Origin of the sequence: Kitasatospora sp. NPDC059577, assembly GCF_042735475.1 — a bacterium.
GTDB lineage: Bacteria > Actinomycetota > Actinomycetes > Streptomycetales > Streptomycetaceae > Kitasatospora.
Genome location: NZ_JBHWBZ010000025.1, coordinates 14,809 through 28,579, shown reverse-complemented (window position 1 = coordinate 28,579; position 13,771 = coordinate 14,809). Strand labels below are relative to the sequence as shown.

The 13,771-nt window shown below is 75.9% G+C and carries 7 protein-coding genes; 6 read left to right on the top strand and 1 reads right to left on the bottom strand.

Annotation, left to right across the window (positions count from 1 at the left end; all coding sequences use genetic code 11):
- Positions 1-105 precede the first annotated feature (105 nt).
- From ACFV0O_RS20635 to ACFV0O_RS20625, 3 genes are all read left to right on the top strand, one after another.
- The gene (locus tag ACFV0O_RS20635; RefSeq protein WP_380343659.1) at positions 106-3,480 is read left to right on the top strand and encodes an ATP-dependent helicase; all 3,375 of its coding nucleotides are present in this window, start codon (positions 106-108) and stop codon (positions 3,478-3,480) included.
- Positions 3,481-3,633: 153 nt separating this feature from the next.
- Complete coding sequence (locus ACFV0O_RS20630; RefSeq protein ID WP_380343656.1) at positions 3,634-6,891, top strand: UvrD-helicase domain-containing protein; 3,258 nt, start codon at positions 3,634-3,636, stop codon at positions 6,889-6,891.
- A 194-nt stretch (positions 6,892-7,085) separates the two neighbouring features.
- Positions 7,086-8,270 carry a PP2C family protein-serine/threonine phosphatase gene (locus ACFV0O_RS20625; protein WP_380343654.1) on the top strand — a complete coding sequence of 395 codons (1,185 nt, stop codon included), beginning with the start codon at positions 7,086-7,088 and terminating at the stop codon, positions 8,268-8,270.
- A 4-nt stretch (positions 8,271-8,274) separates the two neighbouring features.
- Here the strand turns inward: ACFV0O_RS20625 and ACFV0O_RS20620 are convergent, their stop codons facing one another.
- Entirely contained in the window at positions 8,275-9,246 is a 972-nt protein-coding gene (locus ACFV0O_RS20620) for an endonuclease/exonuclease/phosphatase family protein (RefSeq protein WP_380343652.1), read from the bottom strand.
- A gap of 78 nt (positions 9,247-9,324) precedes the next feature.
- Between ACFV0O_RS20620 and ACFV0O_RS20615 the strand changes: the two genes are divergently transcribed.
- From ACFV0O_RS20615 to ACFV0O_RS20605, 3 genes are all read left to right on the top strand, one after another.
- Positions 9,325-9,951, top strand: coding sequence for a PadR family transcriptional regulator (locus tag ACFV0O_RS20615; protein ID WP_380343649.1), 627 nt, complete (start codon positions 9,325-9,327; stop codon positions 9,949-9,951).
- Between the two features lie 68 nt (positions 9,952-10,019).
- Positions 10,020-10,784, top strand: a complete 765-nt coding sequence (locus ACFV0O_RS20610) for an ABC transporter ATP-binding protein (protein ID WP_380343646.1) — start codon at positions 10,020-10,022, stop codon at positions 10,782-10,784.
- Positions 10,781-13,645 (top strand): FtsX-like permease family protein, encoded by a 2,865-nt coding sequence (locus ACFV0O_RS20605; RefSeq protein ID WP_380343643.1) that lies wholly within the window; start codon positions 10,781-10,783, stop codon positions 13,643-13,645. Before ACFV0O_RS20610 ends, ACFV0O_RS20605 begins: the two co-directional genes overlap by 4 nt.
- The last annotated feature ends 126 nt before the right edge of the window (positions 13,646-13,771 follow it).

Genomic DNA, 13,771 nt, shown 5'->3' with positions numbered 1-13,771 from the left:
CGGGGGGCGCGGGGGTTTCTCACCCCCCCCCCCCCGCGGGGGGGGTTTGGGGGGGGGGGTTTGGGCGGGCGGGGGGGGGGGGGCCCCGCGGGGCCCGCCCCCGCCATGCCCCAGCCCGACCCCCAGGAACGGTCCGTGACGTCCCCCTACCGGCTCGTGCGCAGCCCGCTCGTCCAGCCCGACCCACCCGCGCTGGACGCCTACCAGCGTGCCGTGGTCGAGCACGGCGACGGGCCGCTGCTGGTGCTGGCCGGACCGGGCACGGGCAAGACCACCACCCTCGTCGAGGCCGTCGCCCGGCGGATCCAGGACGGCACCGACCCCGAGCGGATCCTCGTCCTCACCTTCAGCCGCAAGGCCGCGATGGAACTGCGCGACCGGATGTCCGGCCGGCTCGGCAGCTCCGCCGCCGCCCCGCAGGCCACCACCTTCCACTCCTTCTGCTACGCCCTGCTGCGCGCCCACCAGGACCCCCGGGACTACGCCGAGCCGCTGCGGCTGCTCTCCGGCCCCGAGCAGGACGTCATGGTCCGCGAACTGCTGGCGGGCGGAGCCGAGGACGCCCGCCTCGGCAGCTCCCGGATCGCCTGGCCGCTGGACCTGCGGGCCTGCCTGACCACCCGCGGGTTCGCCGACGAGGTCCGCGCCGTCCTCGCCCGCAGCCGCGAGCTCGGCCTCGGCGAGGCCGAGCTGGAGCGCTTCGCGCAGGGCGTCCAGCGCCCCGACTGGGCCGCCGCCGCGCACTTCCTGGCCGACTACCTCGACGTGCTCGACCTGCGCGGCGTCCTGGACTACGCCGAACTCGTCCACCGTGCCGTCCTGCTCGCCGAACGCCCCGAGGTCGAGGAGGACCTGCGCCGGCGCTACGACGTCGTCTTCGTCGACGAGTACCAGGACACCGACCCCTCCCAGGTCCGGCTGCTGCGCCGGCTCGCGGGCGGCGGACGCGACCTGGTCGCCGTCGGCGACCCCGACCAGTCGATCTACGCCTTCCGCGGTGCCGACATCAACGGCATCCTCGACTTCCCGCAGGCCTTCCGCCGCGCCGACGGCGAGCCCGCCGAGGTCAAGGTGCTGCGGGTCTCCCGCCGCTCCGGCGCCCTGCTGCTCGCCGCCTCCCGGGAGCTCGCCCGGCGGATGCCGATGGGACGGCTGCCCGCCGACAAGCTCGCCCAGCACCGCGCCCTGCTGCCCTCCCGCGAGGGCGGCCGGGTCGAGATCTACACCTACCCGACCCCCGGCGCCGAGCTGGACTCGATCGCCGACCTGCTGCGCCGCGCCCACCTGGAGGACGGCGTGCCCTGGGGCGAGATGGCCGTGCTGGTCCGGGCCGGCGCCCGGTCCATACCGGGCGTGCGGCGGGCGCTCGGCGCGGCCGGCGTCCCGCTGGAGATCGACGGCGACGACCTGCCGCTGCGCGAGGAGCCGGCCGTCGCCCAGCTGCTGCTCGCCCTGCGGGTCTGCGCCCAGCAGGCGGCCCGGCAGAGCGCCCGCGACCGGCACGGCGAGGACGACCCCGCCGCCGACACCCCCGACCCGCTCACCACCGACCTGGCGCACGCCCTGCTCACCGGCCCGCTCGGCGGCCTCGACGGCTCCGACCTGCGGCGCCTCGGCCGCGCCCTGCGCGAGGAGGAACGGGCCGCCCTGCGCGCCGAGGGCCTCCCCGCCACCGCCCCGCGCCCCGCCGACGAGCTGATCCGCGAGGCCCTCGCCGAACCCGAGCGGCTGATCGCCCTCGACCCCGCGCACGCCCGCCGCGCCCGCGACCTCGGCACCCTGCTGCGCAAGGTCCGCGAACTGCTGGCCGGCGGCTGCACCGCCGAGGAGGCGCTCTGGGAGCTGTGGGACGGCAGCCGCCGCTGGCGCGAGCGCCTGGAGCGGGCCGCCCTGCGCGGCGGCGCCGCCGGCCGGAACGCCGACCGCGACCTGGACGCGCTGTGCGCCCTGTTCGAGACCGCCGCCCGCGCCGAGGAGCAGGTCACCGGCCACCGCAGCGCCCTCGACCTGCTCGCCGAGCTCGAAGCCCAGGACATCGCCGCCGACACCCTCACCGTCCGGGCCGTGCGCCCCGAAGCCGTCCGGCTGATGACCGCCCACCGCTCCAAGGGCCTGGAGTGGCGCCTGGTCGTCGTGGCCGGCGTCCAGGACGGCCTCTGGCCCGACCTGCGCCGCCGCGGCTCCCTGCTGGAGGCCGACCGGATCGGCCGCGACGGCCTCGCCGAACCGCTCTCCCCGGCCGCCCTGCTCGGCGAGGAGCGCCGGCTCTTCTACGTCGCCACGACCCGGGCCAAGGAGCGGCTGATCGTCACCGCCGTCAAGGCCCCCGCCGACGACGGCGACGAGCCCTCCCGCTTCCTGCGCGAGCTCTACCGGGAGGACATCGACGTCCGGAGCGGAAAGGTGGTGCGCCGCACCCCGCCGGTCACCGTCGAGGACGTCACCCACCGTCCGCGCCGGCCGCTGTCCGTCGCCGCGCTGGTCGCCGAACTGCGCGCGGTCACCGTCGACCCCGCCTGCACGCCCGCGCTGCGCCGCGCCGCCGCCGAACGGCTCGCCACCCTGGCCGCCGCCGCCGACGAGGACGGCCTGCCGCTGGTGCCCGCCGCCCACCCCGAGCGCTGGTGGGGCCTGGACGACCCGACCGCCGCGCCCGAGCCGCTGCGCAGCGCCGACCTGCCGGTGCGGCTGTCCGGCAGCGGCCTGGAACAGCTGGAGAGCTGCTCGCTGCAGTGGTTCCTGGACAAGGAGGTCAGGGCGCGCGCCGCCGGCTCCGCCGCGCAGGGCTTCGGCAACGTGGTGCACGCGCTCGCCGACGAGGTCGGCTCCGGCCGGACCCCCGCCGACCTCGCCGTCCTCATGGAGCGCCTGGACACCGTCTGGGACGCGCTGGCCTTCGACGCGCCCTGGAAGTCCCACCAGGAGAAGAACGAGGCCCGCGCCGCCCTGGAGCGCTTCCTCAACTGGCACGTCCTGGAACGCGGCCGGGACGTCGTCGCCACCGAGCACGGCTTCGACGTCACCCTGGACGTCGGCGGCGTCGCGGTGCGCATCCGCGGCTCGATGGACCGGGTCGAGAAGGACCAGGCCGGGCGCGCCTACGTGGTCGACTTCAAGACCGGCAAGCAGATCCCCACCGACAAGTCCATGCCCGACCACAAGCAGCTCGCCGTCTACCAGCTCGCCGTCCGGGCCGGCGCCCTCAACGAGCTGCCCGGCTTCGCCGAGCGGCCCCCGGCCACCGGCGGCGCCGAACTGGTGCACCTGCGCGAGCCCGCCGCCAAGGCCTCCCGGGACGCCCCCAAGGTGCAGCGGCAGGAGCCGCCGGAGGGCGAGCCGTGGATCGAGGACCTGCTGGCCCAGGCCGCCGGGAAGGTCCTCGCCGAGCGCTTCGTCCCGCAGACCGGCGGGGGCTGCGACCGCTGCGCCTTCCGCCGCAGCTGCTCGGCCCAGCGGGACGGGGCGCAACTGGTCGAGTAGCGGCCCCCGGCCCCAAGCCCCGACGGCCCCGGCTGCCCGGAGGGTCCCGGCCGTCGCCGTCGCCGTCGCCGTCGCCGCCGCCCCGGCGGTCCGAGCCGTCCCGCCGGACCCGGGGAGGCACGGCTTGTCCGTCGCTCCGGTTACGGTTGCGTGGTGACCGCCGTGCTCAGCCATCCCGACCAGCTCAAGGAGTTGCTGGGGATCCCCTTCAACCGGGAGCAGATGGCGGCGATCGGCGCCCCCCTGGAGCCGGCCGTGATCGTGGCCGGCGCGGGCTCCGGCAAGACCACCGTGATGGCCGCCCGGGTCGTCTGGCTGGTCGGCTCCGGCGCGGTGCGGCCCGAGGAGGTGCTCGGCCTCACCTTCACCAACAAGGCCGCCGGCGAGCTCTCCGAACGCGTCCGGACCGCCCTGCGTGTCTGCGGACTGGGGGCACCCCCGGCCGACGACCGGGGGAGGGTGGCCGACCGGGACGCCGCCGAACCGCTCGGCGACCCGGAGATCTCCACCTACCACGCCTTCGCCGGCCGCCTCCTCAAGGAGCACGGCCTGCGGATCGGCATCGAGCCGGACGTGCGGCTGCTCGCCGACGCGACCCGCTTCCAGCTCGCCGCCAAGGTGCTGCGCACCGCCCGCGGCCCGTTCCCGGCGCTCACCGGCACCTTCGCCAACCTGGTCGCCGACCTCACCGCGCTGGACGGCGAACTCGCCGAGCACCTCGTCGAGCCGCAGACCCTGCGCGACTTCGACGAGGACCTGCTGGACACCCTCGCCGGCGTCAAGCTGACCAACGACGACCTGCGGGCCGTCCCGGCCACCGCCCGGGCCCGGCTGGAGCTGCTGCGCCTGGTCGAGGACTACCGGCGCCGCAAGCACGCCGCCGGGCTGATGGACTTCGGCGACCAGATCGCGGCCGCCGCCCGCCTCGCCCAGCAGCGCCCCGAGGTCGGCGAGCTGCTGCGCGGCCAGTTCCGGGTCGTGCTGCTGGACGAGTACCAGGACACCTCGGTGGCCCAGCGCCTGATGCTCGCCGGGCTCTTCGGCGCCGGCCCCGACGGCGCGGGCGGCGGCCACCCGGTGACCGCCGTCGGCGACCCCTGCCAGGCGATCTACGGCTGGCGCGGCGCCTCCGTCGCCAACCTCGACGAGTTCCCCCGGCACTTCCCCCGGTCCGGCGGCCGCCCGGCCGAGCGCTACGCGCTCAGCGAGAACCGCCGCAGCGGGGGACGCCTGCTCGCCTTCGCCAACGAACTGGCCGCGCCGCTGCGCGCGATGCACGAGGGCGTCGAGGCGCTGCGCCCGGCCCCCGGCGCCGAACTGGACGGCTTCGTCCGGACGGCGCTGCTGCCCACCCACGCCGAGGAGGTCGACTGGCTCGCCGACTCGATCGCCCACCTGGTGCGCACGGGCACCGCGCCCGGCCGGATCGCCGTGCTGTGCCGCGGCGGCGCCGCCTTCCCGGACGTCCACGCGGCACTGGTCGCCCGGGAGGTGCCGGTCGAGGTGGTCGGCCTCGGCGGGCTGCTGCAGCTGCCCGAGGTGGCCGATCTGGTGGCGGTCTGCGAGGTGCTGCAGGACCCGACCGCGAACGCCGCGCTGGTGCGGCTGCTGGTCGGCCCGCGCTGGCGGATCGGCCCCCGCGACCTCGCGCTGCTCGGCCGCCGGGCCGCCGAGCTGGTCCGCACCGACCGGCCCGAGGGCGTCGAGGCGCTGGCCGCCGCCGTGGCCGAGGCCGACCCGACCGAGGTGGTGTCGCTGGCCGACGCGGTGGAGAGCTTCCTGGACTCCCCGTACGGCGAGGAGGGGAAGTCCGACGACCTGCCGTTCTCCGCCGAGGCGCGGGTGCGCTTCGCCCGCCTCGCCCAGGAGCTGCGCGACCTGCGCCGCTCGCTGGCCGACCCGCTGATGGACGTGCTGCACCGGGTGCTGGCGGTCACCGGCCTGGAGGTCGAACTCGCCGCCTCCCCGCAGGCGCTGGCCGCCCGCCGGCGGGAGACCCTGCACGCCTTCCTGGACGTCGCCGCCTCCTTCGCCGACCTCGACGGGGACCCGGGCCTGGCCGCCTTCCTCGGCTTCCTGCGCGCCGCGCAGGAGTACGAGCGCGGCCTGGACAGCAGCCTGCCCGGCGGCGAGGACACCGTGAAGGTGCTCACCGCGCACAAGTCCAAGGGGCTGGAGTGGGACGTGGTCGCGGTTCCCGGGCTGGTACGGGGCGCGTTCCCCTCCTCCACCCCGCGCGAGCGCTGGACCAGCTCCAAGCGGGTGCTCCCGCACGCCCTGCGTGGTGACGCGGCCACCCTGCCCGACGTGCGCGGCGGGTGGAACGGCAAGGCGATGACCGCCTTCAAGAAGGAGCTCACCGAGCACACCACGACCGAGGAACTGCGCCTCGGCTACGTCGCGTTCACCCGCCCCCGGTCCTTGCTGCTGGCGTCCGGCCACTGGTGGGGGCCGAGCCAGAAGACCGTCCGGGGTCCGTCCGCCTTCCTGGAGGGGCTGCGCGAGCACTGCGAGCGGCCCGGCGCGGGCGAGGTCGAGCACTGGGCCGAGCAACCGGAGAAGGAGGCCGAGAACCCGGCGCTGGCCGCCCCCGCCGAGCGCCCCTGGCCGCTGCCGCTGGACCCGGCCGCGCAGCACGCGCGCCGCCGGGTCGCCGAGGTGGTGCGCGCCCGCCTCGCGGGCGCGCCCGAGCCGGAGGCGGAGCCGATGGCACCCGAGGACCAGCGCCGGCTGGCCTCCTGGGACCGCGATCTGACCGCGCTGCTGGGCGAGTTGGAGCGCTCCCGGCGCACCGAGCGGGAGGTGCCGCTGCCCGCCGCGCTGTCCGCCACCCAGCTGTTGCGGCTGGCCGCCGACCCGGACGGCTTCGCGCACGACCTGGCCCGCCCGATGCCGCGTCCCCCGCAGCCCGCCGCCCGGCGCGGCACCCGCTTCCACGCCTGGGTGCAGTCCCGGATCGAGCCGCTGCTGCTGGTCGAGCCCGGCGCGCTGCCCGGGGCCGACGACGACGGAATCGAGGACGAGCAGGACCTGGAGCGGCTCAAGGAGGCATTCCTGCGCACCCCGTACGCGCAGCGCAAGCCCCACCGGGTCGAGGCGCCGTTCCAACTGGTGCTGGCGGGACGGGTGGTGCGCGGCCGGATCGACGTGGTCTACCGTGACGATGACGGGTTGTCGGGATCCGGTGGTGCGTCACGCTACGAAGTGGTGGACTGGAAGACCCACCGGGAGGAGACTGCGGACCCGTTGCAGCTCGCGGTCTACCGGCTGGCCTGGGCCGAGCAGGCGGGCGTCGATCCCGAGCAGGTCACGGCGTCGTTCCTGTACGTCCGCAGCGGACGGATCGTCCGTCCGGCAGGACTTCCCGGCCGAAAAGAGTTGGAACGGCTCCTGATCGGGAACAGTGACTAATGAGTCACGCAGAGCACCCAAGTCATCACGCCAGTGCCCGAAACCTGTGCGTCGTGCACGTTTCGCGCCTATTGTGGGGTCGGTAACCGGTCAACCCCCGTGCTCCGGCCGCCAGCGAGGCCCGTATTCCCTGACCCTCAGTCATCACCGCAGGTGCCCCCGGGCATCGGCGCCTTCTGCTGGAGAAACCGACGTTGAGCGCGACCGGATGGATCAGAGAGCGGGTCACCGGGCCGACCCCGGGGCCCGCTCCGGGCGCGACCGGCACCTGGCCGAGGACGGCGCTGGCGCTGCCGTTCATCGGCATGGGGCTGATCGTCGTCCTCGACTACCTCAGTGGCACCGGCGTGACGGTCGAACCCGCCCTCACCGCCGTGCCCGCGCTGGCCGCCGTGGTCAGCCGACGCACCTGGTACCCGTTCGTCATCGGCCTGTGCACCGAGGCGGCGGCCTTCCTGATGGCCTTCCGCAGCGACACGCTCGGCTCGTCCGTGCACGCCGCCAGCGTCATCGCCGTCCTGCTCGTCGCCACCATCGGCTGGGTCAGCGCCACCCTGCGGCTGCGCCAGGAACGGGCGCTGGCCGACGCCCAGCTGGTCGCCTCGATCGCCCGCCGGGTCCTGCTGCGGCCCGTCCCCGAGCGGGTCGGCACCGTCCGGGCCGCCGTCCACTACGAGGCCGCCGCCGCGCACGCCCGCATCGGCGGCGACCTCTACGAGGTGGTCAACACCCGGCACGGCGTGCGGGCCGTGGTCGGCGACGTGCGCGGCAAGGGCCTCGGCGCGGTCGAGACGGCCGCCGCGGTGCTCGGCGCCTTCCGCGAGGCCGCCCACCAGGAGCCCGCACTGGACCGGGTGGCCGGCTGGCTGGCCGTCAGCCTCGACCGCGCCCTGCACGAGAACGACCACCCCGGTGTGGAGGAGGAGTTCGTCACCCTGGTGCTGATCGGCGTCGGGCCCGACGGTGCCGCCGAGATCGTCAACTGCGGCCACCCCGCACCGCTGCTGCTGCGCGGCGGTGAGGTCCGGCCGCTCGAACTCGCCGAGACGGTACCGCCGCTGGGCGTCCTCGACCCGGCCGACGTCAGCCCGCCGGTCCACCGGGTGCCGCTGCGGGGCGGGGACCGGGTGCTGCTGTTCACCGACGGGGTGATCGAGGCCCGCGACCGCGCGGGCACCTTCTACCCGCTCGCCGAACGGTTCCCGCGCTGCGCCGACGGCTGCCCCGCCGACGTCCTGCAGCGCCTGCACGAGGACGTGGTGCGGCACGTCGGGCGCCAGCTCGGCGACGACGCGGCCATGCTGCTCCTGCAGTACGAACCGCCGCCGACACCCGGCGTCCACGTGCCGCAGCAGGCCGGGGTCCTGGCGCGGCACTGAGCCCCTACAGCGACACCTCGACCAGCAGCGGCCGGTGGTCCGACACCGCCGCGCGCGGCGCGGCCGCCGGGCCCACCGCCGTGCGCGGCACGCCGACCGCCAGCACGTGGTCGAACTGCACCGCAGGCCGGTGCGCGGGGTAGGTCGGCGTGCGCGCCAGGTCGTACCAGCCCTGCATCCTGGGCCGCGGTTCGCGCACCCGCCGCCGGCGCGGCTCGGCCGACAGCGGCCGGGCCCGCCGGGCCGCCCGCAGCTCCCGCACCCGTACCCGCGGCGCGGTGCGCTCCAGCGCCGTCGCCCCGCCGAGCACCGTGCGCGGCAGCGCGCCCACCAGGTTGAAGTCGCCCAGCACCAGGTACGGCTGCGGGAGGTCGGCGATCCACCGCCGGATGCCCGCCAGCTGCGCCATGTTCCAGCCCGGGACGAAGGACAGGTGCGCCGCGACCACGGTGAACGGCCCGCGCTCGCCCTCCAGTACCGCCGCGAGCGCCGCCCGCGGTTCGTCCGGCACGGGGGTCAGCCCGCGCCGCCCGGCGACCCGCAGCGGCAGCCCGAAGGGCGCCGGGGCGAAGCGCCGGGCCCGCCAGTGCCGCACCGGCAGCCGGGTCAGCAGCGCCGTCCCGTAGGAGGGCGGGGCGTCGTCGCCCACCTCGTCGGGCCCGTACACCCGCAGGCCGTTCGGCTCGGACGGGTCCGGCACCCAGCCCGCCACCGGCGCCGGGCGGCCGTGCAGCGCGGCGGCGAAGCGCCAGTCCTTGGCGCCCATCGCCGCGGCCGCGACCGCCGCCTGGTCGGTGCCGCCGGAACGCGCCTGGTGCCGGTCCACCTCCTGCAGGGCCAGCACGTCGGCGTCCAGTGCGGCCACCGCCCCGGCCAGCGGTTCCCCGGCGTCGGCCGGGTAGGGCCGCGGCGCGCCGTCCGGCGCGAGCGGCTGACCGTGCAACAGGTTGAAGGTGGCGATGCGCAACTGGCTCACACCGCACGACGGTACCCGGTCGCCGGGGGAGGGGGTGCGGCTTGAGGCGGTGGGGCATACCGGGTATACATACTCGGTATGTCCATCCGTCACGGTCTGCTTGCCCTGCTCGACCAGGGCCCGCGCTACGGCTACCAGCTGCGCACCGAGTTCGAGGCGCGCACCGGCGCCACCTGGCCGCTCAACGTCGGACAGGTCTACACCACGCTGTCCCGGCTGGAACGGGACGGCCTGGTCGAGGCCGCGGGGGAGGACGACGAGGGCCACCAGTTCTACGCCGTCACCGACGCCGGCCGCACCGAGCTGCGGGCCTGGTTCGACACCCCGGTGCCCCGGACCAGCCCCCCGCGCGACGAACTGGCCATCAAGCTCGCCATGGCCGTCACCGTCCCCGGGGTGGACGTCTCCGCCGTCGTCCAGGGCCAGCGCCGGCACAGCATCAAGGCGCTCCAGGACTACACCCGGCTCAAGGGCCGCGCCCTGGCCGGGGAGGCCCGGCCCGGCGTCGTGCCCTCGGCGAGCAACGACCTCGCCTGGCTGCTCGTCCTGGACCAGCTGATCTTCCAGACCGAAGCCGAGATCCGCTGGCTCGACCACTGCGAGACCCGGCTCGCCCAGCAGGCCGAACTCCTGCAGACCCGCACCGCCGAGGCCGCCCGCGACGGTGGCGCGCCCGCCAAGCGCGGCCGCCGCCTGCGCACCTGAGCGCCCCGGCACCGAACCACCGGCCCGGGCCCCGACCCCGGGTCCACACCCAGCACAAGGGGGGAATCGTGTCCCACACCCGAGAGTCCCGGCAGACGCCGGTGCTGCACCTGGAGAACGTCACCCGCGTCCACGGCCACGGCGCAGCCGAGGTCCAGGCCCTGCGCGGCGTCGACCTCGAAGTCCGCCCCGGCGAGTTCGTCGCCGTCATGGGCCCCTCCGGCTCCGGCAAGTCGACCCTGCTGACCCTGGCCGGCGGCCTCGACACGCCGAGCGGCGGCCGGGTCCTGGTCGAGGGCGTCGCCCTCGGCGACCTCAACCGCAAGAAGCTCGCCCAGGTCCGCCGCCGCTCCGTCGGCTACGTCTTCCAGGACTACAACCTGATCCCGGCCCTCACCGCCGCCGAGAACATCTCGCTGCCGCGCGAACTCGACGGCCTGTCCGCCCGCGCCGCCCGGCGCGAGGCCCTCGCCGCCCTGGAGGAACTCGGCATCCCCGAGCTCGCCGACCGCTTCCCCGACGACATGTCCGGCGGCCAGCAGCAGCGCGTGGCCATCGCCCGCGCCCTGATCGGCGACCGCCGCCTGGTCCTCGCCGACGAACCCACCGGCGCCCTCGACTCCACCACCGGCGAGGCCGTCCTCGCCGTCCTGCGGGCCCGCTGCGACGCCGGCGCCGCCGCCATGATGGTCACCCACGAGGCCCGGCACGCCGCCTGGGCCGACCGCGTGGTCTTCCTGCGCGACGGCCGCATGGTCGACGAGTCCGTCAGCCAGGACGCCGCCAGCCTGCTCGTCAGCGCCGCCACCAACAGCATGAAGGTGGACGAGTGAAGCTCAGCGCCTGGCGGCTCGCCCTGCGCATCGCCCGCCGCGACGCCCTGCGCGCCAAGGGCCGCAGCGCGCTCGTCGTCGCGATGGTCGCCCTGCCCGTCCTCGGCGTCACCGGCGCCGACGTGGTGTTCCGCAGCGCCGACCTCTCGCCCGCCGAACACGCCGTCCGGGTCATGGGCCAAGCCGCCGCCGAACTGGAGATGACCGGACGCGGCGCCACCGTCAAGCAGGCGCCGGACCCGGCGAGCGGGTACGGCGTCGACGACCCCAAGGACAAGGTCAAGGGCGACGCCGCCCCTCAGTACACCCCCGCGCAGCAGCGCTCCCTCGACACCGAACCCGCCGAACTCGCACGGCAGTTGCTCCCGGGCGCCACCCTGGTGCCCGAGCGCCAGGGCCCGTACACCGCGGCGAGCAGCGCCGACGGACTGCTCTCCACCCGCGTCTCCGAGGCCGACCTGAACGACCCGGTCTGGAAGGGCCGGATGGACCTGGTCAAGGGCCGCGCGCCCGCGGACGACCGCGAGACCGCCGTCACCCCGGACTTCCTCAAGCGCTCCGGCCTCAGGATCGGCGACCGGACCGCCGTCCGCGGCCTGGAGGCCACCCCGCTCACCATCACCGGCGTCTACGAGTACCCCGGCGACCTCACCGCCACCGAGATCATCGCCCGGCCCGGCACCCTGGTCGACCGGCTCGCCGCGACCCCCGGCGCCTCCCGCGGGCCGTCATCCGGGAGCGGCGAACCCACCACCTGGCTGGTCAAGCTCCCGGCGGGCGCCGGCCTCGACTGGCCCAAGGTCGTCGAACTCAACGGCCACGGCTTCACCGTCACCTCCCGCGCCGTCCTGATCGACCCCCCGGCCCGCGCCGACGTCCCCTTCTTCGCGGAGGAGGACCAGCACGCGGTCAACGACTCCTACTTCAACAGGACCAGCGTCGTGATCCTGGCGACCGTCGCCGGCATGGCGCTGCTGGAGATCGTCCTCCTCGCGGGCCCCGCCTTCGCCGTCGGGGCCAGGCGCTCCCGGCGGCAGCTCGGCCTGCTCGCCGCCGCCGGCGGTGACCGCGCCAACGTCCGGGCCGTCGTGCTCGGCGGCGGCATCGTCCTCGGCATCACCGGCGCCGCAGTCGGCCTCGCCCTCGGCGTCGGACTGGTCGCCCTGCTGCGCACCCAGGCCGAGGAGTACTCCGGCCGGCGCTTCGGCCACTTCGCCCTCCAGCCGCTCGACCTTGCCGGCGTGCTCCTGGTCGGCCTGGTCACCGGGCTGCTGGCGGCCGTCGTCCCCGCCGTCCAGGCCTCCCGCCAGGACGTGGTCTCCGCGCTCACCGGCCGCGACTCGCTCAAGCCGCCGAACCGCAAGCTCGCCGTGCTCGGCCTGCTGATGCTCGGCGGCGGCGCGGCCCTCGCCCTGCTCGGCGCCACCAGCGGAGTCGGCAACCGCAGCCTCGCCGTGCTCGGCGGTTCGGCCGTCGCCGAACTCGGCATGGTCGCGCTCACGCCCTACCTGGTCGGCCTGTTCGGCCGGCTCGGCCGCTGGCTCTCGCTCGGCCCCCGGCTCGCGCTGCGCGACTCGGTGCGCCACCGCGGCCGCACCGCGCCCGCCGTCGCCGCCGTCATGGCCGCCGTCGCCGGCTCGGTCGCCGTCAGCGTCTACAGCGCCAGCGTCGAGGAGCAGAGCCGGCGCGAGTACGTCGCCCAGGGCCCCTCCGGCGCCGTCATGCTCGGCCGCGGCTGGATGTCCGGCACCGACAGCAAGCTGCTGCCGCAGATGCGCGACACCGTCGAGCGCAACGTCCCCGACCTCGGCCCGCGGGCCGACGTCCAGAACGTGCACTACAAGGGCGACTGCTCCGACGGCGGCGCGTGCGGCTACATCAGCGTCGAGCTGCCCAAGGAGACCCGCTGCCCGGTCCTCGACGACGACCGCGAGCTCACGCCCGGGGAGGTCCAGCGGATCCTGTCGACCGACAAGCGCTGCCAGGGCAACAACCGGCGCGGCAGCCCCTTCGGCGCACTGACCGCCGGGGACGCCACCCTGCTGCACAACCTCTACGGCGTCACCGACCCGGCCGCCGGCCGGGCCCTCGCGGCCGGCAAGGCCGTGGTCTTCGACGCCCGGTACCTCAAGGACGGCAAGCTCGCCCTGAACTACAACGAGCCGACCGACTTCAACGTGAGCGGCGGCACACAGGTCAAGCCCGTCCGCCACGAGATCGCCGTCGACGCGGTCCTCGCGGACGCCGCGCTGCCCTCCCCCGGGCAGGCCGTGATCAGCCCGGAGACCGCCGCCAGGCTGGGCTTCACCACCTCGACGGCGGGGGCGGTCTGGCTCCCTGCCGCGGCGCCCTCGGACGGCTCCCAGCAGAAGGCCGACGGCGCACTGGCCAGGATCACCGACCGCAGCCTCCTCTCCGTCGAGCGCGGCTACCAGTCCAGGACCGGCCTCATCACCCTCGGCCTGACCGTCTTCGCCGGTCTGGTCGCCCTCGGCGCGGCCGGGATCGCCACCGGACTGGCCGCCGCGGACTCCCAGCGCGACCTGACCACCCTCGCGGCGGTCGGCGCCGAGCCCCGGATCCGGCGCTCGCTGTCCGGCTTCCAGTGCGGAGTGATCGCCGCCATGGGCGCCCTGCTCGGCGTGGTCAGCGGCATCGTGCCGGGCGTGGCGCTGCGCAAGGTCGAGGGAGCGGCGAGCAACTACCCCGGCATCAGCCCCGAGGAACTCGCCGGCAAGGCGCTCGTGGTCTTCCCGTGGCCCACGATCGCCGCCATCGTCGTGGTGCTCCCGCTGCTCGCGGCCGCCCTCGCGGCGGCGCTCACCCGCTCGCGGATCACGATGCTGCGCCGCTCGGGCTGAGGCCCCGTCCCGCCCCCCGGCCCCCCCCCCGCGCCCCCCCGCCGGGGCGGGTGTCTGATAGAAAACGGCCGCGGCCGCCCCCTAGCCTGGCGGAGCTGGCGGGGGACGCCCGGGGCGTAAAAAAGG

Coding starts and splice junctions, on each gene's coding strand:
- ACFV0O_RS20635 (WP_380343659.1), top strand. CDS start 106: ATGCCCCAGCCCGACCCCCAGGAACGGTCCGTGACGTCCCCCTACCGG.
- ACFV0O_RS20615 (WP_380343649.1), top strand. CDS start 9,325: ATGTCCATCCGTCACGGTCTGCTTGCCCTGCTCGACCAGGGCCCGCGC.